Annotated in this window: 21 protein-coding genes and 1 pseudogene; 6 read left to right on the top strand and 16 right to left on the bottom strand. The window is 72.4% G+C overall.

From position 1 onward, the window contains the following. Window positions 1-7: 7 nt before the first annotated feature. From KVT45_RS45465 to KVT45_RS45440, 6 genes are all read right to left on the bottom strand, one after another. Complete coding sequence (locus KVT45_RS45465) at window positions 8-619, bottom strand: hypothetical protein (protein ID WP_217555667.1); 612 nt, start codon at window positions 617-619, stop codon at window positions 8-10. After that, the gene (locus tag KVT45_RS45460; RefSeq protein WP_089102947.1) at window positions 604-1731 is read right to left on the bottom strand and encodes a ParA family protein; all 1128 of its coding nucleotides are present in this window, start codon (window positions 1729-1731) and stop codon (window positions 604-606) included. Before KVT45_RS45460 ends, KVT45_RS45465 begins: the two co-directional genes overlap by 16 nt. A 405-nt stretch (window positions 1732-2136) precedes the next feature. Continuing rightward, window positions 2137-3261 carry an alanine dehydrogenase gene (ald, locus tag KVT45_RS45455; RefSeq protein WP_217555666.1) on the bottom strand — a complete coding sequence of 375 codons (1125 nt, stop codon included), beginning with the start codon at window positions 3259-3261 and terminating at the stop codon, window positions 2137-2139. Between the two features lie 135 nt (window positions 3262-3396). Continuing rightward, entirely contained in the window at window positions 3397-5472 is a 2076-nt protein-coding gene (locus KVT45_RS45450; protein WP_217555664.1) for a tetratricopeptide repeat protein, read from the bottom strand. Between the two features lie 194 nt (window positions 5473-5666). Continuing rightward, window positions 5667-6293, bottom strand: a complete 627-nt coding sequence (locus tag KVT45_RS45445; RefSeq protein WP_217555663.1) for an NUDIX hydrolase — start codon at window positions 6291-6293, stop codon at window positions 5667-5669. 97 nt (window positions 6294-6390) lie between these two features. Beyond that, window positions 6391-8061 (bottom strand): CTP synthase, encoded by a 1671-nt coding sequence (locus KVT45_RS45440; RefSeq protein WP_217555661.1) that lies wholly within the window; start codon window positions 8059-8061, stop codon window positions 6391-6393. Between the two features lie 516 nt (window positions 8062-8577). On the opposite strand from KVT45_RS45440, the gene KVT45_RS45435 reads away from it, so the two are divergent. The 3 genes from KVT45_RS45435 (at window position 8578) to KVT45_RS45425 (ending at window position 13688) form a co-directional block, all read left to right on the top strand. Continuing rightward, complete coding sequence (locus KVT45_RS45435) at window positions 8578-10380, top strand: glycoside hydrolase family 15 protein (RefSeq protein ID WP_217555659.1); 1803 nt, start codon at window positions 8578-8580, stop codon at window positions 10378-10380. A 120-nt stretch (window positions 10381-10500) separates the two neighbouring features. Beyond that, window positions 10501-11850, top strand: coding sequence for an FAD-binding oxidoreductase (locus KVT45_RS45430; RefSeq protein ID WP_217555657.1), 1350 nt, complete (start codon window positions 10501-10503; stop codon window positions 11848-11850). A gap of 194 nt (window positions 11851-12044) precedes the next feature. Further along, a complete protein-coding gene (locus KVT45_RS45425) occupies window positions 12045-13688 on the top strand; it encodes a PucR family transcriptional regulator (protein WP_217555655.1) in 1644 nt (547 codons plus the stop codon). 44 nt (window positions 13689-13732) lie between these two features. On the opposite strand, the gene KVT45_RS45420 is transcribed toward KVT45_RS45425, so the two are convergent. From KVT45_RS45420 to KVT45_RS45400, 5 genes are all read right to left on the bottom strand, one after another. Beyond that, window positions 13733-14869, bottom strand: a complete 1137-nt coding sequence (locus tag KVT45_RS45420) for a glycosyltransferase family 4 protein (RefSeq protein WP_217555653.1) — start codon at window positions 14867-14869, stop codon at window positions 13733-13735. A 506-nt stretch (window positions 14870-15375) separates the two neighbouring features. Further along, window positions 15376-17094, bottom strand: coding sequence for a DNA repair protein RecN (gene recN / locus KVT45_RS45415; protein WP_217555722.1), 1719 nt, complete (start codon window positions 17092-17094; stop codon window positions 15376-15378). Window positions 17095-17372: 278 nt separating this feature from the next. Continuing rightward, window positions 17373-18278, bottom strand: a complete 906-nt coding sequence (locus KVT45_RS45410) for an NAD kinase (RefSeq protein WP_217555651.1) — start codon at window positions 18276-18278, stop codon at window positions 17373-17375. After that, on the bottom strand, window positions 18275-19090 hold the full coding sequence (locus KVT45_RS45405; protein ID WP_217555649.1) for a TlyA family RNA methyltransferase: 816 nt from the start codon (window positions 19088-19090) through the stop codon (window positions 18275-18277). Before KVT45_RS45405 ends, KVT45_RS45410 begins: the two co-directional genes overlap by 4 nt. A 7-nt stretch (window positions 19091-19097) precedes the next feature. Next, the gene (locus KVT45_RS45400) at window positions 19098-19436 is read right to left on the bottom strand and encodes a hypothetical protein (RefSeq protein WP_217555647.1); all 339 of its coding nucleotides are present in this window, start codon (window positions 19434-19436) and stop codon (window positions 19098-19100) included. Window positions 19437-19478: 42 nt separating this feature from the next. Between KVT45_RS45400 and KVT45_RS45395 the strand changes: the two genes are divergently transcribed. Then, complete coding sequence (locus tag KVT45_RS45395) at window positions 19479-19826, top strand: SCP2 sterol-binding domain-containing protein (protein WP_217555645.1); 348 nt, start codon at window positions 19479-19481, stop codon at window positions 19824-19826. A gap of 52 nt (window positions 19827-19878) precedes the next feature. On the opposite strand, the gene KVT45_RS45390 is transcribed toward KVT45_RS45395, so the two are convergent. Genes KVT45_RS45390 through KVT45_RS45375 form a run of 4 tightly spaced genes read right to left on the bottom strand, consistent with a single transcriptional unit; the run spans window position 19879 to window position 23924 of the window. Next, entirely contained in the window at window positions 19879-20766 is an 888-nt protein-coding gene (locus tag KVT45_RS45390) for an ABC transporter ATP-binding protein (protein ID WP_217555643.1), read from the bottom strand. Continuing rightward, window positions 20763-21800, bottom strand: a complete 1038-nt coding sequence (locus tag KVT45_RS45385) for an iron chelate uptake ABC transporter family permease subunit (RefSeq protein WP_217555642.1) — start codon at window positions 21798-21800, stop codon at window positions 20763-20765. The genes KVT45_RS45390 and KVT45_RS45385 overlap by 4 nt, the downstream gene beginning before the upstream one ends. A gap of 8 nt (window positions 21801-21808) precedes the next feature. Next, window positions 21809-22852, bottom strand: coding sequence for an iron ABC transporter permease (locus tag KVT45_RS45380; RefSeq protein WP_217555640.1), 1044 nt, complete (start codon window positions 22850-22852; stop codon window positions 21809-21811). A gap of 43 nt (window positions 22853-22895) precedes the next feature. Further along, complete coding sequence (locus KVT45_RS45375) at window positions 22896-23924, bottom strand: HAD-IIA family hydrolase (protein ID WP_217555638.1); 1029 nt, start codon at window positions 23922-23924, stop codon at window positions 22896-22898. Window positions 23925-24008: 84 nt separating this feature from the next. On the opposite strand from KVT45_RS45375, the gene KVT45_RS45370 reads away from it, so the two are divergent. Next, window positions 24009-25292: a DUF1015 family protein gene (locus KVT45_RS45370; RefSeq protein WP_217555636.1), complete on the top strand. Its 1284-nt coding sequence runs from the start codon at window positions 24009-24011 to the stop codon at window positions 25290-25292. Window positions 25293-25365: 73 nt separating this feature from the next. Here the strand turns inward: KVT45_RS45370 and KVT45_RS45365 are convergent, their stop codons facing one another. Then, window positions 25366-26154, bottom strand: coding sequence for a tetratricopeptide repeat protein (locus KVT45_RS45365; protein ID WP_217555720.1), 789 nt, complete (start codon window positions 26152-26154; stop codon window positions 25366-25368). Between the two features lie 48 nt (window positions 26155-26202). Here KVT45_RS45365 and KVT45_RS45360 point away from each other — a divergent pair. After that, window positions 26203-26727 (top strand): annotated as a pseudogene (locus KVT45_RS45360) (hypothetical protein); the annotation flags it as partial.

Raw genomic sequence — 26727 nt, 5'->3', positions numbered from 1 at the left:
GCTACCCCTACCGCCCGCGCAGCCGTCGTACGAGGATGCTCGCGTCCCCGCGGGACTCCAGGTCGGCCAGGACCACGGCGACCGCCTCGCGGACGATCCGGCCCCGGTCCACGGCCAGCCCGTGCTCGCCCCGGAGCACGAGACGGGCGTGCTCCAGGTCCATCAGCTCCTCGGCGGAGACGTACACGGTGATCTTCTCGTCGTGCCGCTCGCGCCCGCTGGGCCGCCGGGCGGGCGCCCGGCCGCCGCCCCGCTGCTTGCGGGGCTGGCCCTGCGCGGCAACCCCGGCAGAACCTTCCTGCGCCGCCTGCTGCCGCGCGGACCGCTCCGACGGCGCGACCGTGACGGACTGCGCGGCGTGGTTGCGGGATTCCCCGGCGTCGGCCGACTCGGCCTCCGCCGCCACGTGCTCCGCGCCCTCGCCGTCGCCGCCCTGCACGGGCACCGACTGGGGCACGTCCTCGGCGGCCGCGGCCGCCGTCTCGTCGCTCTCCCCCGCTGGAGCCGGCACCCGGGCCTCGCCGTTGACCGGGCGCCTGGGCGTGGACGGCTGCAGCGCCATCCCCCCGGTCGTACGGAACAGTTCGTCGGCCCCGGGCAGACTCACTCGGCGTGACACCGGGCGAGCACCTCCCTGGCGAGCTGGCGATAGGCGGCGGCACCGACGGAGTTGGAGGCGTACGTGGTGATCGGCTCACCGGCGACCGTGGTCTCCGGGAAACGGACCGTGCGGCCGATGACCGTGTGGTAGACGTGGTCGTCGAAGGCCTCGACGACACGGGCCAGGACCTCGCGGCTGTGAACCGTGCGCGAGTCGTACATGGTGGCGAGGATGCCGTCGAGCTCCAGCTCCGGGTTGAGCCGCTCCTGGACCTTCTCGATGGTCTCGGTCAGCAGCGCGACACCGCGCAGCGCGAAGAACTCGCACTCCAGCGGCACGATCACCTTGTGAGCGGCCGTCAGCGCGTTGACCGTGAGCAGGCCGAGCGAGGGCTGGCAGTCGATCACGATGTAGTCGTAGTCGGGCAGCAGCGGCTTCAGGGCGCGCTGCAGCGTGGACTCGCGGGCGACCTCGGAGACCAGCTGGACCTCGGCGGCCGACAGGTCGATGTTGGAGGGCAGCAGGTCCATGTTGGGGACCGCCGTCTTCAGGAGCACCTCGTCGGCCGCCATGCCCCGCTCCATGAGCAGGTTGTAGACGGTGAGGTCGAGCTCCATCGGGTTGACGCCGAGACCGACCGACAGCGCGCCCTGCGGGTCGAAGTCCACGAGCAGCACCCGCCGGCCGTACTCCGCGAGCGCGGCACCCAGGTTGATGGTCGACGTGGTCTTGCCGACGCCGCCCTTCTGGTTGCACATCGCGATGATCGTCGCGGGGCCGTGACTGGTCACCGGGCCCGGGATCGGGAAGTACGGCAGCGGGCGCCCGGTCGGGCCGACGCGCTCGCGGCGCTGGCGGGCCGCATCGGGCGCGAGCGTGGCCGCGTACTCCGGATCGGGCTCGTACTCGGCGTCGGGGTCGTAGAAGTGCCCGTCGGGCAGTTCGTCGTAGTCGGCGAACTGGCTGTGGGGCGCGCCACTTCCGTCGCCGGCCATGGCGTTCACGTGATGGCCATCCATGCTCTGGTGTGCTGTCCGCGTGGTCAGCGAACTCTGATGGGCTGCGAAGGTGCGCACCGCGACGGAGCCGACAGCCTCGAACCCCGCGGGACCCTGGTCCCTCACCGGCATTCCTGGTTGACCACCCCCGGGAGAAAATGTCGACTCATTCACAAGTCGTCTTACCTCCTTGGTGACCAGGAAACTTCTAGACAGGTCAGCGTGGCACCATGCCGACAGTCGGCGACTCTATGGCGTGTCGGGCGTTCGCAGCAACACAATCCGCCGGACCCGGCAGGATGTGTCGGCAATGAAACATCCCGCTGTCAAGGGCGTACGGCCGTCGCACAGCAGGTTTCACCGGTGTGCGAATCGGTCGAAGGGTTACGTTCGAGGCGAGTTGACCGCAAGTCGCAAAGTGACCATACACACATCCGGCCGGACCTTGTCGGGCAAGGTCCGGCCGGATGTGCGCGATTGACGCGGCTTGTTGACGTATCGCCTTTACGAAAAGGTGACTTGCCCGCCCGGTCCTGCTCAGCCGATCAGCGTGTCGAGGTCCACGTGCTCCAGGCCGTGCGCCTCGGCGACCTCCTTGTAAACGACCTTGCCGTCATGGGTGTTGAGGCCCTTGGCGAGCGCGGCGTCCCGGCGCAGCGCCTCCGCCCAGCCGTTGTTCGCGAGCGACACGATGTACGGGAGCGTGGCGTTGGTGAGCGCGTAGGTGGAGGTGTTGGGCACCGCGCCGGGCATGTTGGCGACGCAGTAGAAGACCGACTCGTGGACCTTGAAGGTCGGCTCGGCGTGCGTGGTGGGGCGGGAGTCCTCGAAGCAGCCGCCCTGGTCGATCGCGATGTCGACAAGGACACTTCCCGGCTTCATCCGGGAGACCAGCTCGTTGGTGACGAGCTTCGGGGCCTTGGCGCCCGGGATGAGCACCGCGCCGATCACGAGGTCGGCCTCCAGGCAGGCCTTCTCCAGCTCGAAGGAGTTGGACATGACGGCCTTGACCTTGGTGCCGAAGATCCGGTCGGCCTCGCGCAGCTTGTTGATGTCGCGGTCGAGCAGGGTCACCTCGAAGCCCATGCCGATGGCGATCTGCGCGGCGTTCCAGCCGGAGACACCGCCGCCGATGACGACGGCCTTGGCGGGCAGCACACCCGGGACACCGCCGGGCAGGACACCACGGCCGCCGGCGGCGCGCATCAGGTGGTAGGCGCCGACCTGCGGGGCGAGCCGGCCGGCCACCTCGGACATGGGCGCGAGCAGCGGGAGCGCGCGGTTCGGCAGCTCGACGGTCTCGTAGGCGATCGCCGTGGTGCCGGACTCCAGGAGGGCGTCGGTGCACTCCTTGGAGGCGGCCAGGTGCAGGTAGGTGAAGAGGGTCTGGTCCTCGCGGAGGCGGTGGTACTCCTCCGCGATCGGCTCCTTGACCTTCAGCAGCAGGTCGGCGGTGGCCCACACCTCGTCGGCGGTGTCCAAAATCGTGGCCCCGGCGGCGATGTACTCGTCGTCCGGGATCGACGAGCCGACACCGGCGCCGCGCTCGATGACGACCTGATGGCCGTTACGCACCAGCTCGTGCACGCCGGCCGGGGTGATGGCCACCCGGAACTCGTTGTTCTTGACCTCGCGGGGGATGCCGACCTTCACGTCGATCACGGTCCTTGGCTCAGAGGGTGTGGGGGCATAGCTGCACATACCCGGCATGCGATGGCATACCAGGAGACACCGCGGAAGAACCGGCGGCAGAGCCAGTTTAATGAAGGCGTTCCGGCTGTCTAGCCTTTCATTGCATCAATCTCGGCCGGAAGCACTACGGATTTCGTAGGCGTTAGCGCCGTGTTCCGGGTCGGAGTCCGGGCCCGAGGGGTCCGAGGGGCCCAGGGACTCCTCACCCAGCATGCGCTCGGCGGCCGAACGGTGCAGGCTCGCGGCGGTCGAGTCGCCGAGGCGCTCCAGCGTGTCGGCGAGTCGCAGCTGGAGCGCCGCCTGGAGCCGGGTGTCCTCGGCACGGCGCGCCCACTCCACCGCCTCCTGGCAGGTGCGCAGCGACTCATCGGGCCGGCCGGCGTACTCCTGGACCCGGGCCAGCTCGCTCAACGCCCTTGCCTGCGCGGGCACATCACCGTTCTTGCGGTGGCCGGAAACGGCCGCCCGCCAGGCCCGCAGCGCCTCCCCGTAGCGGCCCGCATAGGTGTGCGCGCCGGCGATGCGGCCGTAGAGCCGGGCCGCCTCGGCACGCTCGTCGCGGGCCAGGCGCTCGGCGAGGGCGCGGCCGAACCAGTCGGCGGCCCGGTCGTAGTCCCCCAGCTCCTGATACGCGCCACCTACGGATTCCATTGCGCGACCGGTCGCGTACGGGTCATTTGCGCGGCGTCCGGCGTCCAGCGCAGACCGATAGCGCACCAGCGCATCGGCCGTTCGCCCGGTCTGCGCGTCCAGGTCGCCGAGGTTCAGCAGTGCGGCGGCCTGCTCCCGGGGCAGGTCGCGGCGCTCGGCGACATCGAGGACGAGCCGGTGGATGCCGTACAGATCGGGGGCCGCGGCCTGGGTGCCGAGGTGCGCCACCATGGCCTTGACCAGTTGTGCCATCAGTCGGCGGGCCAGCGTGTCGAGCTCGCCGTCGGCGACCGCCGCGCGGGCGGCGGCAAGCAGGGCCGGGCGCCGGATGCGCAGCCAGTCGGCGGCGGCCCGCGGGGTGGGGAAGCGCAGCTCCCGGGGCAGGGCCTGGAGCTTCTCGCGGGCCTGCGGGTTGTCGGTCTCGGTGATCGCCCGGCAGGACTGCAGCAGCCGTACCGTGCGCTCCAGCATCCGGGCGCGGGCCAGCTGGAGCTCCCCCGCCCGCTCCTGGCTCTCGGCCAGCACCCGGAGCAGCGGGTGCAGACAGCCGGGGACCTCGTACTGGGGCAGCGGGGAGGCCACGGTGTGCAGCAGGCCGAGACGGACCAGCTCGTCCAGGGTGATGCGGGCGGTGTCGACCGAGCAGCCGGCCAGGGAGGAGGCGGTGTGCGGGTCGACCAGGCCGGCCGGGGCCAGGCTGAGGAGGCGCAGTATCCGCGCGGACTGGCCCGGCAGCTGGTCGTGCACGAACCGGAAGACGCGGGCCAGCGCCGTGCCGTCGTCCGCCTCCGCGTGCAGGCGTTTGGCGAGGTCGGAGACGGCCGCCTGGGGACGGGCGGCGAGCCAGCCGCCGGCCAGGGCGAGCACGGCGGGCTGCGCCTGGCAGACCTCGACCAGCGACTCGGCGGAACGGGGATCGACGGTGATGCGGACCGAGCCGGTGTACCGGGTGAGCAGTTCCACGGCCGACTTGGTGTCCAGGCCGCCCAGGGTGCACGGACGGACGTCCGAGATCCCGGTGAGCGGGCCGCCGGAGACGGCGACGGCCAGACAGTCCGGGGTGTCAGGGAGCAGTACGTCGACCTCTTCGGCGCCGGGCGCGTCGTCGAGCAGGAGCAGCATCCGGCGTTTGGCGAGGGCGGTGCGCAGGGCGTGGGTGAGGTCGTCCGCGGCTGCGCCTGCCGGGGTGGGCAGCCGCAGCGCGGTGAGGAGGTCGCGCGCGGTGCGCTCGACGGGGACCGGGGTGCCGTCGGGCTCGGCGAGGCGGGCGCGCAGCACTCCGTCGGGGTAGCCGGGGGCGACCTGCCGGACGAGTTCCCCGGCGAGTGCGGTGCGGCCGGAGCCGGGCCTGCCCGCGATCAGCAGCACCCGGGCGCGGGGGGCCTTGCGGCCGGCGATGGTGTCCAGGCCCGCGCGCTCGATGTCGGCGCGCAGTTCCTTCAACTCCCTTGTACGGCCCAGGAACCGATCGTCCGTGGCCGCGGGCGCCGACCGCCGTGCGCCGCCTGTGTCCACCGCCTGATCCGTCACGGGCCACACTCCCGTCCCACCGCACACGCAGGCCCGCCGGGGCTCCGGTTCGGGCGTTTCGGCTCAATCGCATCGAGCCTAGTTCACGTGCGCGGACGTTCCGGGCAGCGCGCGGCGGACCTATCGCCCGATCGGATCAGGCGATGGTCACACCGGCGCGCCCGAAGGGCGGACACAGGCCCCGGGGGCGGGGCTCAGGACTCGAAGGGGCGGGCCGGCCAGGGCGCGTCGGCCGGGCGCAGCGCGTCGAGACCGTCGCCGGTGCGGGCGGCGACCAGGGAGAGGACGCCCGTCACGAGGCAGTTGTTGTGCAGATCACCGGCGAGGAGCAGGCGCACCAGCTCGTCGACCGGCACGCGCGCGTACTCCAGGTCGATCTCCTCGTGCTCCGTCTCGAACCGCTCCCCTTCGGCCTCGGAGAGATCACGGGCGAGGAAGATCCGTACGGCCTCGTCGCAGCCGCCGGGGGTGGTGTACAGGTCGGTCAGCACCCGCCAGTCCTCGGCCTTGACGTGGGCCTCCTCGTACAGCTCGCGCTGGGCGGCGTGCAGCGGGTTCTCACCGGGGATGTCGAGCAGACCGGCCGGGATCTCCCAGAGCTTCTGCCGGACCGGGTGCCGGTACTGGCGGATGAGCAGCACGCGGTCCTCCTCGTCGAGGGCGAGGACGGCGACCGAGCCGGGGTGGACCTGGTAGTCGCGGCGGACCACCGAGCCGTCGGGCATGACCACCTCGTCCGTGCGGACCGAGGTCTTGTTGCCCACGAAGGGGGTCTCCGTCGCCCGGATCTCCCACTCCTCGGGGGTGTCCTTGATCGTCATGCCGTGCCGCCCTTCCACGTGCCCTCCACGTGCAGAAAAGAAAACCGGGGTGCGCACCTTTGAAGGTATGCACCCCGGCCACCGTACAACCGGTGTGTTACTTCGAATTCTCCTGCTCGACGGCGCCCTGCTGACGCGCGACCGCGGCCTTCACCAGGCCCGCGAAGAGCGGGTGCGGGCGGGTCGGGCGGGAGCGCAGCTCCGGGTGGGCCTGGGTGGCGACCAGGTAGGGGTGGACGTCGCGCGGGTACTCGACGTACTCGACGAGCTTGCCGTCCGGGGAGGTGCCGGAGAACTGGATGCCGGCCTTCTTCTCCAGCTCCGCGCGGTAGGCGTTGTTCACCTCGTAGCGGTGGCGGTGCCGCTCCTCGACGTACTCCTTGCCGTCGTAGACCTCGCGCACGATGGAGCCCTCGGCCAGCTTGGCCGGGTACATGCCCAGGCGCATGGTGCCGCCCATGTCGCCCTCGCCGGCGACGATGTCGAGCTGCTCGGCCATGGTGGAGATGACCGGGTGGCCGGTGGCGGAGTCGAACTCGGTGGAGTTGGCGTCCGGGATGTCGGCCAGGTTGCGCGCGGCCTCGATCACGATGCACTGCAGGCCGAGGCAGAGGCCGAGCAGCGGGATCCGGTTCTCGCGGGCGTAGCGGATGGCGCCGACCTTGCCGAGCACACCGCGGTCGCCGAAGCCGCCCGGGATGCAGATGCCGTCGACGTCGGAGAGCTGGGCCGCCGCGCCGGCCGGGGTCCTGCAGTCGTCCGACGTCACCCACTTGATCTTCACGCGGGCCTTGTTGGCGAAGCCGCCGGCGCGCAGCGCCTCGGTGACCGAGAGGTAGGCGTCGGGCAGGTCGATGTACTTGCCGACCAGCGCGAGGGTGATCTCGTGGTCGGGGTTGTGGACGCGGTCGAGCAGGTCGTCCCAGGTCCGCCAGTCCACGTCCCGGAACGGCAGGTCCAGCTTGCGGACGACGTAGGCGTCCAGGCCCTCGCCGTGCACGGTCTTCGGGATGTCGTAGATCGAGCGGGCGTCGGGGCAGGCCACGACGGCGGCCTCGTCGACGTCGCACATCAGCGAGATCTTGCGCTTGATGGCGGTGGGCACCTCGCGGTCGCAGCGCAGGACGATCGCGTCCGGCTGGATACCGATGTTCCGCAGGGCGGCCACGGAGTGCTGGGTGGGCTTGGTCTTCAGCTCGCCGGACGGGCCGATGTACGGCAGGAGCGAGATGTGCACCACAAACACGTTGTCCCGGCCGACCTCGTGGCGGACCTGGCGGACGGTCTCCAGGAACGGCAGCGACTCAATGTCGCCGACCGTGCCGCCGACCTCGGTGATGACCACGTCGACCTCGTCGGTGGCCATGCGGCGGATGCGGTGCTTGATCTCGTTGGTGATGTGCGGGATGACCTGGACCGTGTCGCCCAGGTACTCGCCGCGCCGTTCCTTGGCGATCACCGTCGAGTAGACCTGACCTGTGGTGACGTTGGCGGAGCCGTCCAGGTCGCGGTCGAGGAAACGCTCGTAGTGGCCGATGTCCAGGTCGGTCTCGGCGCCGTCGTTGGTGACGAACACCTCACCGTGCTGGAAGGGGTTCATCGTGCCCGGGTCGACGTTCAGGTACGGGTCGAGCTTCTGCATCACGACGCGCAGGCCCCGGGCCTTGAGCAGCATGCCCAGGCTGGAGGCCGTCAGGCCCTTGCCGAGCGAGGAGGCGACACCCCCGGTGACGAAGATGTGCTTGGTCGTCGTAGATTTCGGCGGCATGGCCAAGAGGGGGCTCCCGTGGTCGCGGTCTGTCGTGCGGTACGGCTGCCGTCCTGGAGTTTCCGGGGTGGTGCCGTCGCTGCGGTTCGGGGGTTTCGTGCCCACCGGTCCACGGGCTACCAGGGTATCAGCGCCGCGGAGAGATGGCTTCCGGCCACGCTCCGTACACACGTGGGCACAGACGCGTGGCCCGCCTTACCCGCTTTTCACCCAGGGCTCACCCGTTCGGCCCACACGGGTTGCCCGGAGCGGCACGCAGATCATCTACGTGCGTCGTATCCTGCTCGGACACTCGCTGCCGAGCCCGTCCGGAAAACACGGCACACCCCCGCCCGTCACTCCCGGAACAACGAGAGCTTGGCAGTTCGTTGAGCTATGACTGTCGTTTTGCCTCAGGGCGCGGCGGGCTGCTTTGCTTCACCGCTTAACGACGCACAACAACAACCCCCCTTGACCGCACTAGCGACAGCCCCCTTTTGCCTGGGGGGTGACGTGGCCGTTCGACTGGAGTTGCACGTGGCCGGGCGCATCGAAGATTACGCACTCATCGGAGACATGCAGACCGCTGCCCTGGTCTGCCGGGACGGCACGGTGGACTGGCTGTGCCTGCCCCGCTTCGACTCGCATGCCATCTTCGCCGGTCTGCTCGGCACCGAGGAACACGGCTTCTGGCGGCTCGGCCCGGCGCACGCGGCCGACTCGCAGCCGCCGACCGCGGCGCGCCGTACCTACCGGGGCGACTCGCTGATCCTGGAGTCGGAGTGGGACACCCCGCGCGGCACGGTCCGGGTCATCGACTTCATGCCCCCGCGTGACGGCGCGCCCCAGCTGATCCGCATCGTGGAGGGCGTCACCGGCCGGGTGCCGATGCGCTCGGTGCTGCGGATGCGGTTCTCCTACGGCCGGGTGGTCCCCTGGGTGCACAAGCACGACGGCCGTACGGTCGCCGTCGCGGGCCCCGACTCGGTGTGGTTCGACACCTCGGCGGAGACCTACGGCAAGTCGCTGACCACGTACGCGGACTTCACGGTGGCCCCGGGTGACCGGATCGCGTTCACGATCTCCTGGGAGCCCTCGCACAAGCAGCCGCCCGCGCTGCCGGAACCGGAGCAGTCGCTGCAGGCGACCGAGGACTTCTGGCGGGAGTGGGTCGAGCACTGCACCTACCACGGCCCGTACCGCGAGGCCGTGGTCCGCTCGCTGATCACCCTGAAGGCCCTGACGTACGCCCCCACGGGCGGTATCGTCGCCGCGCCGACGACCTCCCTCCCGGAGGACATCGGCGGCGTCCGCAACTGGGACTACCGCTACACCTGGCTGCGCGACGCGGCCATCACCCTGTCCTCGCTGCTGCGCACCGGCTATCGCGAGGAGGCCCGCGCCTGGCGCGAGTGGCTGCTGCGCTCGGTCGCCGGCGACCCCGAGAACCTGCAGATCATGTACGGCATCGCGGGCGAGCGCGAACTGGGCGAGGCCGAGCTGGACTGGCTGCCCGGCTACGAGAACTCGACCCCGGTCCGGGTCGGCAACGGCGCGGCGCACCAGCTCCAGCTGGACGTGTACGGCGAGGTCATCGAGGCCCTGCACCTGGCCCACATGACCGGCCTCGCCCGCAACGACTACGCGTCCCTCCTCCAGCTCAAGCTGATCCGCTACCTGGAGGACCACTGGGACGAGCCGGACGAGGGCATCTGGGAGGTGCGCGGGCCGCGCCGGCACTTCGTGCACTCCAAGGTGATGGCCTGGGTCGCCGTCGACCGCACCATCAAGCTCATCGAGTCCGGGGACGCGGACGGCCCGCTGGAGCGCTGGAAGGAGCTGCGCGACGACATCCACCGGGACGTCTGCGAGCGGGGCTACGACAAGGAGCGCAACACCTTCACCCAGTCGTACGGCTCCCAGGAGCTGGACGCCTCGCTGCTGCTCATCCCCCAGATGGGCTTCCTACCCCCGGACGACAAGCGGGTCATCGGCACCATCGAGGCGATCCAGCGCGAGCTGTCCACCTCGGACGGCTTCATCCTGCGCTACCCGACCTCGGGCGGCGACGAGGGCGTGGACGGCCTCCCGGGCGACGAGGGGGCCTTCCTGGCCTGCTCGTTCTGGATGGCCGACGACCTCGCGATGATCGGGCGCGTCGACGAGGCCCGCAAGCTGTTCGAGAAGCTTCTCGCGCTGCGGAACGACCTCGGGCTGCTGGCGGAGGAGTGGGATCCGCGGCTGAAGCGGCAGGTGGGGAACTTTCCGCAGGCCTTCAGTCATGTGCCGTTGATCGATACGGCGCTTCGCCTTACGGCTTCGGGGGCGTACGGAGGCTGAAGCGCCCCAAAGGGGCGCGGGGAACTGCGCGACCAGCCACAACGGAGCAGCAGACGACCGGCGCCCCAGAACATCTAAGCTGAAAACTCATGAATCCCCCTTTTCGGGAAGGGGGTGGCCATGGCTTCCCCGTCCAAGGCGCGCACGGCCCTCGCCGCGCTCCGCGAGGACCTGGTCGGCGACGTATTCGCCCCGGAGGACTCCGGGTACGACGAGGTCCGCGCTGTCTTCAACGGCATGATCGACCGGCATCCGGCCGTGATCGCCCGGTGCGCGGACGACGCCGACGTGGTCCGGGCGGTGCGGTTCGGCCGGGATCTGGACCTGCACATCGCGGTGCGCGGCGGCGGGCACAGTGTGGCGGGGTCGGCTGTCGGTGACGGGGCGCTGGTGGTGGATCTGCGCCGGATGGACGGGGTGACCGTCGACCCGGCGGCGGAAGCCGTACGCGTGCAGGGCGGGGCCACCATGAGCCGTCTGGACCGGGCGGCCCGGCGCTACGGTCTCGTCGGCACCGGTGGGCGGGCCCCCGGCATCGGGGTCGCTGGGTTCGTGCTCGGTGGCGGGTCGGGATGGCTGGACCGCGTCTTCGGGCCGGCCGTCGACAACCTGATCGGCGTCGAGCTGGTCACCGCCGACGGTGAGCGCGTCCACGCCAACGCGGACGAGAACCCGGAGCTGTTCTGGGCCCTGCACGGCGGCGGCGGGAACTTCGGCGTCGCCACCGCGCTCACCCTCGAACTGCACGAACTGCCGGTTTTCTCGGTCGCGCTGCTGCGGTACCCGCCGTCGTCCGGCCCGGACGTCGTCCGCGCCTTCCGCGAGGTCATCCGCACCGGTCCCGACGAGGCGGGCGGCGCGGTGGTGTACCTCGCCGACGGCGAGCCGGTGTGTGCCGCCCTCGTGACCTACGCGGGCGGCGAGGAAGGGCTGCGCAAGGTCGCCGGACCGCTGCTCGCGCTGCCGCACGAGGCGGAGGTCGCCGGCCCGCTGCCGTACCGCGAGATGGAGTGCCTGCTCGACCTTCCGTCCGGGCTGCGGAACCACTGGTCGGCCGAGTGTCTGGCCGCTCTGCCCGACGAGGCGGTGGACGCCTGGTGCGGCTGTGCGGAGGGCATGCCGGTACCGAGCGGCTCGCAGCATCTGCTGTTCCCGCTGGGCGGCGCGATCGCCTCGGGTCCGGCGGAGTACCCGGTGCCGTACCGGAACGCGGCCTGGGCGGTGCACCCCTTCGGGATCTGGGCGGACCCGGCCGACGACGAACGGGCGATCGCCTGGGTGCGGGACGTCCGTGCCGGGGTCCGGCCCTGGTCCACCGGCGCGGTCTGCCTGAACCTCATCGGTGACGAGGGTCCGGAGCGGGTGCGGGCCGGTCTGGGAGCGGGGAACGCGCTGCGGCTCGGCAAGGTGAAGCGGCACTGGGACCCCGACAACGTTTTCCGCTTCAACCACAACATCAGACCGCTCTGAGCGGGTCCGGCGAAGTACGCCCCGATTCGGCAGCGCCCCGAAGGGGCGCGGGGCTGTATCAATATGCGGCTCCGCCGCGTGGGCGCGACCAGCCACGACGGCGCCGCGGTCGACGGACCGCATATCGCGGCACTTCCAGCCGAGCGCTCAGCGGAAAGTGCCGTGGAGGCGTTCGCCCAGGTAGCGTCCGCTCCATGGACAGCGGTACGGGCAGCGGATTCGACACCCAGGGCGCCGGGATCACAGTGCAGCGGGCGCTGGAGCTGCCCGCGCTGCGCAGCGGGCTCCCGGAGATCCTGGCGGGCGCCGACCGGCTGGGCCGTACCGTGCGCTGGGTGCACGCGGGCGAGGTGCCGAACATCGCCTCGCTGCTGAAGGGCGGCGAGCTGCTGCTCACCACCGGCTACGGCCTGGGCACCCGGCCGGCCGAGCAGCGGGCGTTCGTCCGCACCCTCGCCGAGCGGGGCATCGCCGCGCTGGTGGTGGAGCTGGGCGCGCGGTTCTCCCGGCTGCCCGCCACCCTCGTCGACACCGCCCGCTCGACCGGGCTGCCACTGGTCGTGCTGCACCGCGAGGTGCCGTTCGTGACGGTGACGGAGGAGATCCACACCGAGATCGTCAACCACCACTACGCCCTCCTGCAGCGTGCCGAGGAGGTGCACCGCCGCTGCACCGAGGCCCTGCTGGGCGGCGGCGGGGTCCCCCAGGTGCTCGCCATCCTGGCCGACTTCAGCGGCAACCCGGTCTTCCTGGAGACCACCGACGGCCAGCTGCTGTACGCCGCCGGGTCGGGGCCCGAGGGGGCCGACCCGCTCCAGGTGTGGGAGGGGCTGCGCGGCCAGCACAAGGACGCGCCGCCGCCGACCGGGGTGGTCCTGGTGGACGTGCCGGGCGGCGGATCGGGGACCGGCTCGGTGCGCGCCCGCCTGGTCCTGCTCCCGGTACGCGGCCCCCTCGCCCCCGTCCACCGCATCGCCGCCGAGCGGGCCGCGGGCATCCTGGCCGTCGTCCTGATGCAGGCCCGCCAGGAGGAGGAGCTGGCGGCGCGCGGGCGCGGCGACTTCCTGACCGACCTCGCCGAGGGCCGGATCACCGCGGAGGACGCCCCGGCGCAGGCCCGTGTCCTCGGCTTCAAGCCGGGCGGCAGCCCGCTGCTGCCGGTGGTCATGCGGGTCGGCGACTCGCTGTCCCCGGGCGGGGGCTGGGCGTTGCTGGCGCGCGCGGTGGGTGAGGAGCTGGCGGCCGTGGGTGTGCCCGTCCTGCTGGGCGTACGACCGGTGGAGGGCCGCGTGCCGCTGCTCCTGGGCCTGCGCTCGGAGGCGGAGCGGTCGACGGTCGCGGACCGGGTCGCGGCGGTGCTCAGGGCGGGGGTGGAGCGCGCCGGGATGCAGCGCCCCGGGGCCGCTCCCCCGGTCGTGGTGGTCGGCGTGGCCGGCGGCTGGGCGGCCGCGTCGGCGGGCCTGCGGCATGCGGCCGAGACGGCGACGGCGGCCCAGGGCCTCTCCGACCGGCCCTGGTACGACGCCCGCAGCCTCGACATCGACCTCCTCCTGTGGCGGCTGCGCGACCACCCCGACCTGGCGGCCTTCGTCGACCGCGCGATCGGTCCGCTCCGCGACCACGACCACCGCTCCAAGCCGCCGCTGCTGCCCACCCTGGAGACCTACCTGGCGCACGCGGGCCGCAAGGCGGAGACGGCCCGCGAACTCCACCTCAACCGGCAGACCCTCTACAACCGCCTCGCCCGCATCGGGGAGTTGCTGGGCACGGACCTCGACGACCCGCAGGCGGTCCTGGCGTTGAGCCTGGCCCTGCGAGCACGCCGGCACGTCCCCTAGGACCGCACGACCTCACGGCCTGACGACTTCACGGCCTCACGGCCTCACGGCAGCGGCCGGGGCTGCGTCAACTCGTCGTACACGCTGAGTACTTGGGCGACGGTCTCGTCCTCCGTGGGCCAGCTCGCCGCCTGCCGGGCACCCCGCTCGCGCAGCTCCGCGCAGCGCCCGGGGTCGTCGAGGAGGCGTACGACGGTGTCGGCGAGGGCCGGTGCTTCGCCGTACGCGACCAGCTCTGCCGCGTCTCCGACCAGGTCGGGGATGCCGCCGACGGCGGTCGCGACGAGCGGCACGCGCGCGTGCAGGGCCTCCTGGGCGAGGACCGAACGGGACTCCCAACTACTGGACAGCAGCGCCAGATCGGCGGCGGCGAGCAGTTCGGCGACGTCGTCACGGCGCCCGATCAGCCGCACGGGCAGCTCCTCGTCCTCGATCCGCCGCTGCAACGCCGCACGCAGCGGCCCCTCGCCGGCGATGACGAGCAGCGGCACCGGATCGAGCCGGCACCAGGCACGCGCCGCGTCCAGCAGGACATCATAGCCGCGATGCCGGTCGAGGGAGCCGACGGCGATGAGCAACGGCCGCCCCATGGCGCCGAGTTCGGCCCGGACCTTGGGCCGCAGCCGCTCCGCCTCGTCCTCGTCCACGGGCCCCTGCGGGCCGGGCAGCGCCACGGCGGCGAGCCGGGCGTCCCGGGCGCCGGTACGGCGGGCCCGGTCCACCAGGTCGGAGGTGGTCCCGAGCACCACGGCGGCCGTCCGCACCACCCGCCGCTCCAGCATCCGCAGCAGATGCGCCCGGGCGCCCTCGGCGTGCGCCCGGTTGTGCCAGGTGACGATCAGCGGGGTGCTGCGACCGCTCAGCGCCAGCACCGCGCGGAAGGAGGCGTGCAGGCCGTGGGCGTGCACCAGGTCGGCGTCCGTGCAGGCGGCGCGGAGCGCCGCGACCGAGCCCGGGTCGCTGCTGCGCGGCACGTGCACGTGGTCGGCGCCGACGTCCGAGAAGCCGTAGGCGCGATCCGCCTCGGCGGGGGCGCACACCGTGACCCGCACGCCCCGCGCGACCAGGCCGGCGGTCAGCGACCGCACGTGCGCGCTGCTGGCGGCGTTGCCGCCGCCCAGCACCTGCACGGTGCGCAGCGGCGACTGACCGTGCGGTGCGTTGCTGCTCACGGGGCTCACGCGGCCGGGACTCCTGGTTCGGCGTGGGGCGGTCACGAGGGAACGTACAGAAGGTATCGGGGCCGAGGGGGTCACCGCGCGCCTCCCCCGGAGACCGCGTCCCCCTCAAGGATGCCAGCACACAAGGGTGTTCCGGGTACTCCGAGAAGGCACATACCGAGGCGGGCCGGGGCAATGCGCCGGAGTGTGTCACCCGGGAGGGTGACAAAAACGCCGCCGAGGAGGAACGCCGCGGGCGCCACCAGCCACGATGCGCTCCCGTGCCGGGACCTCGCCGAAGGGGTGGCACGGCACCGCCGACGGACGGCACCGAGACCGACAACCCCCGGCCGACGGCCTCGAACCGACGGGCTCTGACCGCCGGCAGCCTTTGACCGGCAGAAGGAACGGCGGCGGAAGGAACGGCGGCGGAAGGAACGGCGGCGGAAGCGGCGGGACGGATGACGCCCCGCCGCTCAGCCTGCCGCTCCAGCCCGGCGATCCGTCAGCGGACCGTCAGCAGTCCGTCAGCGGTCCGCCCGTGCCGTCGCCAGCAGTTCCTCCGCGTGCGCCCGTGCCGTCTCCGAGTCCTCCTGGCCGGCCAGCATGCGGGACAGCTCCCGGACCCGCTCCTCGCCCTCCAGGACCTTCACGCCGGACCGGGTGACCGTGCCGTCGTTGGTCTTCTCGACCAGCAACTGCCGGTCGGCGAAGGCGGCGACCTGGGGCAGGTGGGTGACGACGACCACCTGCGCGGACTTGGCGAGCTTGGCCAGGCGCCGCCCGATCTCCACCGCCGCCTTGCCGCCCACGCCCGCGTCGACCTCGTCGAAGAGGTACGTCGGGACCGGGTCGGTGCCCGCGAAGACGACCTCCACCGCGAGCATCACGCGCGACAGCTCACCGCCGGACGCGCCCTTGGCGATGGGGCGGGGCGGGGCACCGGGGTGCGGGGCGAGGAGCAGCTCGACCTCGTCGGCGCCCGACGGGCCGTAGGCCACCACCCGTCCGTCGACCTCCACGCCCTCCGGGTCCTCGGTCTGCCGGATGGCGAAGGACACGCGCGCGTGCGGCATCGCGAGGGAGCCCAGCTCCGCGGTGACGGCGGCCGCGAAGCGTTCGGCGGCTTCGGTACGCGCGTCGGTCAACGCCTGTGCGAGCCCGCCCAGTTCCACGCGAAGGGCATCGCGCTCGGCGGTCAGTTCGTCGATCCGCTCGTCGTCGCCGTCGAGTTCGGTCAGCCGCGCGGCGCCCTGCTCGGCCCAGGCCAGCACCGCGTCGATGTCCGAGCCGTACTTGCGGGTGAGCGCGGTGAGCGCGGCGCGCCGCTCCTCCACGGCCGCGAGCCGCAGCGGATCGGCGTCCAGGTCGTCGGCGTACCCGGCCAGCTCGCCCGCCACATCGCCCAGCAGGATCCCGACCTCGCCGATCCGGTCGGCGAGCGCGGCCAGCGCCGGATCGTGCGAGCGAACGGCCTCCAGGGCCCGGTGGGCGCCCGCTACGAGGGTGGCCGCGTCGATGCCCTCGGGGTCCTCGGGGTTGCCCGCGAGCGCGGAGTGCGCGGCGGTCGCGGCGGACGACAGCGCCTCGGCGTGCCCGAGCCGCTCGGCCTCCTCGGCCAGCTCCGCATCCTCGCCGGCCCTCGGCTCCACGCCCGCGATCTCGTCCAGCCCGTAGCGCAGCATGTCGGCCTCCTGGGCCCGCTCACGCGCGCGCGTGACGATCTCCTCCAGCTCGGCCGCCACGGCCCGCAGCCGCCGGTAGGCCTCGCCGTACTTGGCCAGCGGCACGGCGACCCCGTCGCCGGCGTACCGGTCGAGGGCCTGCCGCTGCCGGTTCAGCTTCAGCAGCCCCTGCTGGTCGGTCTGCCCGTGCACGGCCACCAGGTCGTCGGCGAGCTCGGCGAGCAGCCCCACGGGCACGCTCCGCCCGCCCAGGTGCGCCCGTGAGCGCCCCTCGGCGGAAACGGTACGGCTGAGCAGCAGCGCCCCGTCGTCCAGCTCGGCACCGGCCTCCTCGGCCCGTACGGCCGCCGAGGCTCCGGGGGGCACGGTGACCCGCCCCTCGACGACCGCCTTGTCGGACCCGATCCGCACGAGCGCGGGATCGGCCCGCCCGCCGAGCAGCAGCCCCAGGCTGGTGACCACCATGGTCTTGCCCGCACCGGTCTCACCGGTGACGGCGGTGAACCCCGGCGACAACTCGACGACAGCGTCGTCGATGACCCCGAGTGACCGTATCCGCATTTCTTCCAGCACGGGGAAGACCTTACGAGGTCGAGCCGATGAAGTGCGAGGCCCCCTGTCACCCGGGCGAGTGGAGAAACCGCGCGGGCCGGGGGCTGTATCGATATGCGGTCAGGTGTCCCCATGGCGAAGGGGCACGGCGTTCCTTCGCCACGCCGGGGACTGTCCCTGCCTGAAGGGGCGCGGGGCTGTGTCGATGTGCGACTACCGCCGCGCGGGCGCGACCAGCCACGAAGCACCCGCACCCGCCGACGCTCCCCGCCACCCCCCACGAACCGCTAGTGCGGCGCCCCCCGCCATCCGGACACCGGCAGCGCGAACTTCGCCACCAGCCGGTCCGTGAACGACGCGTGATGCAGCCGGGCCAGCCGCACCGGCACCGCCCCGCGCCGCACCTCGACCCGCGCCCCCGGCGGCAGCTCCACCGTCCGCCGACCGTCGCACCACAGCACCCCCGGCTGGATGTGCGGCAGCACCTCCACCGCGAGCACCGAGTCCGGCGATGTCACCAGCGGCTTCGCGAACAGCGCGTGCGCGGAGATCGGCACCATCAGCAGCGCCTCCACCTCCGGCCACACCACCGGCCCGCCCGCCGAGAACGCGTACGCCGTCGACCCGGTCGGCGTCGACAGCACGATCCCGTCACACCCGAACCCCGTCACCGGCCGCCCGTCGATCTCCAGCACGACTTCCAGGAGCTTCTCGGCGCCCGCCTTCTGCACGGCCGCCTCGTTCAGCGCCCAGTCGGTGTGCACGATGTCCCCGTTGCGGTGCACGACGACGTCGACGGTCATCCGCTCCTCGACCTCGTACGCCCGGCTCACCACCCGGTCGACGACCTTGTCCAGGTCGTCCCGCTCGGCCTCCGCGAGGAACCCGACGCTGCCGAGGTTGACGCCGAGCATCGGCACCCCGGAGGCACGGGCGAACTCCGCGCCGCGCAGCAGCGTCCCGTCACCGCCGAGGACGATGAGCAGCTCGCAGCCGTCGAGACTGTGCGGCGAGGCCTCCTCGACGAGTTCGACCTCTTCGGGGAGGGGCAGGTCGTGTGCCTCGTACTCCAGTACCCGGACGCCGACTCCGGCCGCCAGCAGCCCCTTCACCACGAGCTCGGCGCTGCGGATCGCCGCGGGCCGCCCGGTGTGGGCGAGGAGGAAAACAGTACGAGCTCGGTTCTGTGTCAACGCGGCCCCTCCGCCACTGCACGGTCAACATCGGCCGGATCCAACTGAGGTGCGCCGGCCCGCAGCCACAGAAAATACTCGACGTTGCCGGACGGCCCGGGCAGCGGACTGGCGGTGACACCCTTCACCCCGAGCCCCAGCTCCCACGCCTTCTCGGCAACCCCCCGCACGGCCTCCGCCCGCAGCTGCGGACTCCGTACGACTCCCCCGCTGCCCAGCCTCTCCTTGCCCACCTCGAACTGCGGCTTGACCATCATCACCAGGTCGGCGTCCGGCTTCACGCACCGCGCCAGGGCCGGCAACACCAGCCCGAGCGGGATGAAGGACAGATCACCCACGACAAGATCCACAGGCTCCCCATCGATCGCTTCAAGCGTCAACTCGCGTACGTTCGTACGGTCCTTGACGGTGACGCGTTCATCGCTCTGCAGAGACCACGCGAGTTGGCCGTATCCGACGTCGACGGCGACGACGTGCGCGGCCCCCGCGCGCAGCAGCACATCGGTGAAGCCGCCGGTCGACGCACCGGCGTCCAGCGCCCGCCGTCCCTCGACCAGCAGGCCCTCCGGGACGAACACCGCCAGCGCGCCGGCGAGCTTGTGGCCGCCCCGCGACACGTACTCGGGATCGCCGTCGTCGGCCTGTACGACGATGGCGGCGGCGGTCTCCACCTGCGTGGCCGGCTTGGTCGCGACGGCCTTGCCGACGGTGACCCGCCCGGCGGCGATCAGCTGGCTCGCGTGCTCGCGCGAACGCGCGAGCTTCCGGCGGACCAGCTCCGCGTCCAGACGGCGACGTGCGACTCCTGCCACGGTGGGTTCAGCTCCTGCTCTGGTGGTACGACGGTGCGGGCGCCCTGTTGCCGTACGGCGGGGCGGGCGCCGGGGGGCCCGGAGGCCCCGGATGTCCCGGGCGGGCGTCGAGCTCGGTCAGCGCGTCGCGCAGCCCCCTGTGTACATCCTCGTACACCTCCAGATGCCCGTCCGTGGCGAGGTGGTCGGCGTCGGCCAGCCGGTCGAGCCGGTCGTCGACCTCGGCGTTGCCGGTGGGGGTACGGGGGACGTTCAGCGGGGCGGGCGCGGCGGGGTCGTACTCGGGTTCGACGGCGGCCGCTTCCTCGGCCTCCGCCACCCGGCCCTCGGGCACGGAGTCGGTCATGCCCCGACGCTACATCGAACCGCTGGGGTACCGTCGATCGCGATGGCCACGATCGAGGAGTGCCGCGCCGCACTCGACAAGCTCTCGCACAACATGGGTGGCGCCGAGGGCGACGTCCAGACGGCCGCCGCCATGGACCGCACGGTCAGCTGCCACATCACCGACCTGGACGTCACCTTCGCCGGCCGGCTCACCGGCGGCCGGATCGAGGTCGAGGAGACGTTCCCCGGGCCGCCGCGGGAGAAGGCGCAGATCAGACTCGCCATGGCGGGCGACGACCTGGTGGCCCTGGTCGACGGAGAGCTGAACTTCGCCGGGGCCTGGGGTTCGGGCCGGGTGAGGCTGGAAGCGAACCTGCTGGACCTGTTCCGGCTCAGAAAGCTTCTCTGACCCGGCTCGGAAAGCCTCTCCGACGCGGCTCGGAAAGCTTCTCCGACCCGGCTCAGGAAGCCTCTGCGACCTCGGCCCGCGCGCGTGCCTTCCGGGCTGCGGGCACCACCAGCGGGGTCCCCGTCTCCGGGTCGTCGATGATCTGGCAGCGCAGCCCGAACACCTCCTCGACCAACTCGGCGGTGACGATGCGGTTCGGGGCGCCCTCGGCGACGACCCGGCCGCCCTTGAGAGCGATCAGGTGGGTGGCGTAGCGAGCCGCGTGGTTGAGATCGTGCAGCACGGCGACCAGCGTCCGCCCCTGCTCCTCGTGGAGTTCGGCGCACAGGTCGAGGACGTCGATCTGGTGCTGGATGTCCAGGTAGGTGGTCGGCTCGTCGAGGAGCAGCAGGGGGGTCTGCTGCGCGAGCGCCATGGCGATCCAGACGCGCTGCCGCTGGCCGCCGGAGAGTTCGTCGACGTACCGGTCGGCGAGTTCGGCGACGCCCGTCTGGGCCATCGACTCCTGGACGACCCGTTCGTCCTCGGCGGACCACTGGCGCAGGATGCCCTGGTGCGGGTAGCGGCCGCGGCCGACCAGGTCGCCGACGGTGATGCCGTCGGGCGCGATCGACGACTGCGGCAGCAGCCCGAGCGTCCGGGCGACCTTCTTCGCGGGCATCGACTGGATGACCTGCCCGTCGAGCAGCACCCGGCCCTGGCTGGGCCTGAGCATCCGGGACAGCGCCCGCAGCAGCGTCGACTTGCCGCAGGCGTTGGGGCCGACGATCACCGTGAAGGAGTTGTCGGGGATCTCCACCGACAGCTGCTCGGCGATGACGCGCTGGTCATAGGCGAGGGTGACGTTCTCGGCGGACAGGCGGTTCACTGTGCTCCTCTTGTTGTCTGACGCGTCTGACTCGGGTGTCGCGCTCAGGTCCGAGCCGGCTTTCGGTGTCATATCCGGCCCGCCCGGCGCTCGGTGACGAGGAGCCACAGCAGATAGACCCCGCCGAGGACGCCGGTGACCACGCCGACGGGCAGCTGGTCGGCGCCGAAGGCACGCTGCGAGGCCCAGTCGGCGGTGACCAGCAGGGCGGCGCCCATGCAGAAGGAGGCCACCAGGTTGGGGCCGGGCGAGCGGGTGAGGCGGCGGGCGAGCTGGGGGGCGGTGAGGGCCACGAAGCTGACCGGGCCCGCGGCGGCGGTGGCGGCCGCGGTCAGCAGGACGGCGGCCACCATCAGCAGCATCCGTACCCGCTCCACGCGCACGCCGAGGGCGTTGGAGACGTCGTCGCCCATCTCCATCATCCTGAGCCCGCGCGCATGGGCGAGGACCAGCGGGACGAGGACCGCGCACAGCGCGAGCAGCGGCCAGACCTGGCTCCAGTCACGGCCGTCGAGGGAGCCGGTCATCCAGACGACCGCACGCGTCGCGTCGACCAGGTCGGCCTTGGTGAGCAGATAGCCGTTGACCGCGGTGACGACCGCGGAGACACCGATGCCGACCAGGACCAGCCGGTAGCCGTGCACGCCCTGCTTCCAGGCGAGGAGGTAGATGGCGAGGCCGGTCACCAGGCCGCCGATCAGCGCGCCGACGGTGACCTGGGCGGCGGTCCCGGACAGCAGCACGATGACGACGAGCGCACCGGAAGTGGCGCCCTGCGAGAGACCGAGGACGTCCGGGCTGCCCAGCGGGTTGCGGGAGATCGACTGGAACAGCGCGCCGCCGAGCCCGAGCGAGGCGCCGACCAGCAGGCCGACCAGGACCCGCGGCAGCCGCAGCTCGTTGACGATGAAGTCCTGCCCGGCGGTGCCGTTCCCGGCCAGGGTCTGCAGCACGTCACCGAAGGAGATCGGGAAGTCCCCGGTACCGATCAGCACGACACTCGCGGCGGCCGTGGCCAGCAGCAGCGCGCCGACGACGACCAGCGCGCGCACGTCGGCCCGCAGGGAGAGCCCGCCGGGGGTGCGCAGAGTACGCGTGTTCTTCACAGCGGTCCTCACAGCTGGGCCGTCCTCCGCCGTCGTACGAGAAGAATGAAGACCGGCCCGCCGATGATCGCGGTGACGATGCCGACCTGGAGTTCCGCGGGGCGGGCGACGATCCGGCCGATGACATCGGCGCCGAGCAGCAGCACGGGCGACAGGACCGTCGCGTACGGCAGGATCCAGCGCAGGTCGGGGCCGGTGAACGAGCGCACGACGTGCGGGACCATCAGGCCGACGAAGGCGATCGGGCCGCAGGCTGCGGTGGCCGCGCCGCACAGCACGGTGGCGGCGAGCATGGCCAGGGCCCGGGTGCGGCCCAGGTTCGCGCCGAGGGCGCGGGCGGTGTCGTCGCCCATCGCCACCGCGTTCAGCGGCCGGGCGAGGCCGAGCGCGAGCAGGGTGCCGGCCGCGAGGAACGGCAGCACCTGCAGGATCGTCGAGTCGGAGGCCGAGGCCAGCGAACCCACCGTCCAGAAACGCAACTTGTTGAGCGCCGCGTCGTCCGTGATCATCACGGCCTGGAGATAGCCGTAGAGCGCGGCGCTGATCGCCGTACCGGCCAGCGCGAGCCGCACCGGGGTGGCGCCCCGGCTGCCGCCCAGGAACCACACCAGCGCGCCCACCGCGGCCGCCCCGAGGAAGGCGAACCACACATAGCCGTTCAGCGTGCTGACGCCGAAGTAGGTGATGGCGGTGACCACCGCGGCCGACGCGCCCGCGTTGATCCCGAGCAGGCCGGGGTCGGCGAGCGGGTTGCGGGTGAGCGCCTGGAGCACCGCCCCGGACAGGCCAAGGGCGGCGCCGGCCAGCAGGCCGAGGACGGTCCGCGACAGCCGCGCGTCGACGACGACGTCGCCGTACGTCCCCGTGTCGTGGAACAGGCCGTGCCAGACCTGGCCCAACGGCAGCTCTTTCGCCCCGATCGCGATGCTCGCCAGGGCGACGAGCAGCAGGATCGCGAGGGAGACGAGGAGCCCGAGGGCCCGTATCGCCCGGCGGTTCGGGGGCGCGGGGGCGGTCTCCGCGCGCTGTTCGGGAGGACTGTCGACCAACACGAGGTTAGGTTAGCCTACCCTCGCATCCGACCTCGACGGAGTCTCAGAGCCCCAGCCGCGCCAGTGCCTTGCCTCCGTCCAGCTCGCAGGAGCCCTCTCCGGCCGCCGTCCAGGCCGCCGCGCACAGCGCCCGCAGCCCGTCGAGCGCCTCGCCGTCACCCTCCAGCTCCAGCCGGTCGGCACCCGCCGTCGCCGTCCAGCCACCGCACCGGAAGCCACCGCCGGCCGCCGTCACCTCCGGCTGCCCGGTGAGCAGACCGCGCAGATCGGCGTCGACATAGGTCGGCCGGTGCTGCGGCGGCGCGGCGAGCAGCTGACGCCCGTCGGTGACGCCGGTCAGCACGAGCAGCGAGTCCACCCCGCCGTTGAACGCGCCCTCGATGTCGGTGTCCAGCCGGTCCCCGACCACCAACGGCCGCTTCGCACCCGTCCGCAGGATCGTCTCCCGGTGCATCGGCGGCAGCGGCTTGCCCGCCACCTGCGGCTCGGCGCCCGTCGCGATCCGGACCACCTCCACCGCCGCGCCGTTGCCCGGCGCGATCCCGCGCCCGCTCGGGATCGTCAGATCGGTGTTGGACGCGAACCACGGCACCCCGCGCGCGACGGCGTACGACGCCTCGGCGAACCGCCCCCACGGCAGCTCCGGGCCGCCGAACCCCTGCACCACGGCCGCCGGATCGTCGTCCGCCGACTCCACCGGCTCAAGCCCCCGCTCCCGCAGGGCGACCCGCAGCCCCTCCCCGCCGATGACCAGCACCCGCGCCCCCGCCGGCACCTGCTCGCTGATCAGCCGCGCGACCGCCTGCGCCGAGGTGATGACGTCGTCGGCCCCCGTCGGGATCCCCAGCTCGGTGAGGTGCTCGGCCACCGCGTCCGGCGGCCGCAGCGCGTTGTTGGTGACGTACGCCAGATGCATCCCGCCCGCGCGGGCGACCTCCAGCGACTCCACGGCGTGCGCGATCGCGCTGCCGCCCGCGTACACCACCCCGTCCAGATCGAGCAGCGCCGTGTCGTACGCCGTGCTCAGGGCCTGTCCGCTGCCCTCGGGACCAGTCCTGACGCCCTGGCTCATCCCCATCGCTCCTCGCCACTCCTCGTTGACCCGCCTTGCACCGTCGATCATCCCGCACGCCACTGACACACGTACGATGCCGGGATGAACACTGCAGGTCACTCGGAAGCAACGGAGCGCCGAGGCCTGGAACTCACCCCGTTCCGAGGCCTTCGCTACGACCCCGACCGGGTCGGCAGCCTCGCCGCCGTCACTTCCCCGCCGTACGACGTCGTCGTACGCCCCGACGGCGTACACCACCTCCAGTCCGCCGACCCGCACAACATCGTCCGCCTCATCCTCCCCCAGGCCGGTTCTCCCAGCGCCGGTACCGAACAGGCGGCCGACACCCTGCACCGCTGGCAGGCCGAGGGCGTCCTCGCCACGGATCCCGAGCCGGGCCTGTACGTCTACGAACAGCACGACGGCAACGGCCTGCTCCAGCGCGGAGTCATCGGCGCCCTGCGGATCTCGGAGCCGTCCGAGGGCGTGGTACTGCCGCACGAGGAGGTCATGCCCCCGGTCGTCGCCGACCGCGCGGCCCTGATGCGCGCCACCTGCGCGAACCTCGAACCCCTCCTGCTCACCTACCGGGGCAACGGCGCGGCCGCCGAGGTCGTCGAAGCGGTGGCCGGCCGCCCCCCGCTGCTCGCCACCACCACGGAGGACGGTTTCCACCACCGCCTCTGGTCGATCACCGACCCGGCGGAGGTGGCCCTCGTCCAGTCCGACCTGGCCCACCGCCAGGCCCTGATCGCCGACGGCCACCACCGCTGGGCCACCTACTTGCGTCTACGCGCGGAGCACCCCTCTCCCAGCCCCTGGGACTACGGCCTGGTCCTCCTCGTCGACACCGCCCGCTACCCGCTGCGCGTCCGCGCCATCCACCGCCTGCTGCACGGCCTGCCGGTGGCGCAGGCCCTGGAGCACGTCAAGGGCCTGTTCCGGGTACAACGGCTCGACGTCTCCCTGCCGGCGGCCCAGGAGGCGCTGGCGGACGCGGCCTGCGCCGGCAACGCGTTCCTGCTGGCCGGCGACGGCGCGTTCCATCTCATCGACCGCCCGGACCCGGACCTCCTGGCCCGTACGATCCCGGACGACCGCCCGACCGCCTGGCGCACCCTGGACGCGACCGTCCTGCACGCCACGCTCCTCGACCACGTCTGGCGGATCCCCGAGGACTCGCCCGCGCACATCGCGTACATCCACGACACGGCGGCGACGGTCGCCAAGGCCGAACGCGACGGCGGTACGGCCGTCCTCATGCACCCGGTCCGCGAGGAGGTCGTCCGCGACCTGGCCCGCCAGGGCGTGACGATGCCCCGCAAGTCGACGTCCTTCGGTCCGAAGCCGGCGTCGGGGCTGGTGCTGCGGGCGCTCGACGTCTGAAAGAGAGAGGGCAGACCCCGATCGGGGCCTGCCCTCTGCCAGTCACTCAGCCTCAGTCACCCAGCCACTGAGCTCAGTCCTGCTCGCCCTCAGCCTCCGCCTCGACGTCGGTCCCGGATTCGGTCCCGGCCGCGGCCTCGGTCTCGGTCTCGGTCTCCTGGGGGGTCTCCTCGGACTCGCCCTCGTCCAGAGCGTCGACGAACTCGACCCCGTCCAGCTCGGCCAGCCGGTCGGAGGCGTCCGTGCTGCCGTCCCGGTCAGCCTCGACGGCCTTGGCGAACCACTCCCGGGCCTCGTCGACACGCCCGGCGGCGAGCAGGGCGTCGGCGTAGGCGTACCGCAGCCGCGCGGTCCACGGCTGTACGGAGTTGGACGCCAGCTCGGGGCTCTGCAGCGTCACGATCGCCGCGTCCAGCTGCCCCATGTCACGCCGGGCCCCGGCGGCGACGAGCCGCATCTCGACCTGGCCGGCCTTGTCGAGCTTGTGCACCTCGGGGGCGCCGGCCATGTCGAGCGCCTTCTCCGGCCGCCCGAGCCCACGCTCGCAGTCGGCCATGACCGGCCACAGGTCGACGGTGCCGGTCATGCGCCGCGCGGCCCGGAACTCGGCGAGCGCCTCGGAGTACTTCTGGTTCGCGTACGCGGCGAACCCGGCCGCCTCGCGGACGGCTGCGACACGGGACGCCAGCCGCAGGGCCACCTTGGAGTAGCCGTAGGCGCCCTCGGGGTCCTCGTCGATGAGCCGGGCGACCATCACCAGGTTCTTGGCGACGTCCTCCGCGAGCGTCTTGGGCAGGCTCTGCAGCTCCTGCCGTACGTCCTTGTCGATCTCGTCACCGGTGACGTCCTCCGGGATCGGCAGCCGCTTGATCGGCTCACGGTCCCGGTCACGCTCCCGCTCGTCACGGAAGTGGCCGCCGCCGCGCCGGTCGTCACGCCGGTCGTCACGGCCGCGGTAACCGCCACCACGGTTGTCGTCCCGGCGACCGTACCCGCCGCCACCGCGGTTGTCGTCGCGACGGGGGCCGCGATCGCGGTCGTCACGTCGCCCGTAGCCGCCCCGGTCACCGCCACGATCGTCACGCTGGAACCCCGGACGAGAACCACGGTTGTCATCACGACGGCCGTAACCGCCACCGCCACCGCCACCACCGCGGTTGTCATCACGACGATCATCCCGACGGAAGCCACCACGGTCATCGCGGTCATCACGCCGGAAGGCCGGACGGTCACCACGGTCATCACGGCGGTCGTCCCGGCGGTCGTCACGACGGAAGGTCGGACGATCCCCACGGTCATCGCGACGGGGGCCGCGATCGCGGTCGTCACGTCGCCCGTAGCCGCCCCGGTCACCGCCGCGATCGTCACGCTGGAACCCCGGACGAGAACCACGGTTGTCATCACGACGGCCGTAACCGCCACCGCCACCGCCACC

This window comes from Streptomyces sp. GbtcB6 (assembly GCF_019091475.1).
In the GTDB taxonomy this organism is placed as follows: Bacteria; Actinomycetota; Actinomycetes; order Streptomycetales; family Streptomycetaceae; genus Streptomyces; species Streptomyces hyaluromycini.
The sequence above is the reverse complement of the archived record's forward strand: the minus strand, read 5'-3'. Positions and strand labels throughout refer to the sequence as shown.

What these genes read in the sequence shown, in the direction of transcription:
- KVT45_RS45390 (WP_217555643.1), bottom strand. Translation starts at nt 20,766, where the DNA reads ATGACACCGAAAGCCGGCTCGGACCTGAGCGCGACACCCGAGTCAGAC.
- KVT45_RS45445 (WP_217555663.1), bottom strand. Translation starts at nt 6,293, where the DNA reads ATGACGATCAAGGACACCCCCGAGGAGTGGGAGATCCGGGCGACGGAG.
- KVT45_RS45395 (WP_217555645.1), top strand. Translation starts at nt 19,479, where the DNA reads ATGGCCACGATCGAGGAGTGCCGCGCCGCACTCGACAAGCTCTCGCAC.
- KVT45_RS45370 (WP_217555636.1), top strand. Translation starts at nt 24,009, where the DNA reads ATGAACACTGCAGGTCACTCGGAAGCAACGGAGCGCCGAGGCCTGGAA.
- KVT45_RS45425 (WP_217555655.1), top strand. Translation starts at nt 12,045, where the DNA reads ATGGACAGCGGTACGGGCAGCGGATTCGACACCCAGGGCGCCGGGATC.
- KVT45_RS45375 (WP_217555638.1), bottom strand. Translation starts at nt 23,924, where the DNA reads ATGAGCCAGGGCGTCAGGACTGGTCCCGAGGGCAGCGGACAGGCCCTG.
- KVT45_RS45430 (WP_217555657.1), top strand. Translation starts at nt 10,501, where the DNA reads ATGGCTTCCCCGTCCAAGGCGCGCACGGCCCTCGCCGCGCTCCGCGAG.
- KVT45_RS45440 (WP_217555661.1), bottom strand. Translation starts at nt 8,061, where the DNA reads ATGCCGCCGAAATCTACGACGACCAAGCACATCTTCGTCACCGGGGGT.
- KVT45_RS45400 (WP_217555647.1), bottom strand. Translation starts at nt 19,436, where the DNA reads ATGACCGACTCCGTGCCCGAGGGCCGGGTGGCGGAGGCCGAGGAAGCG.
- KVT45_RS45460 (WP_089102947.1), bottom strand. Translation starts at nt 1,731, where the DNA reads ATGCCGGTGAGGGACCAGGGTCCCGCGGGGTTCGAGGCTGTCGGCTCC.
- recN (WP_217555722.1), bottom strand. Translation starts at nt 17,094, where the DNA reads ATGCGGATACGGTCACTCGGGGTCATCGACGACGCTGTCGTCGAGTTG.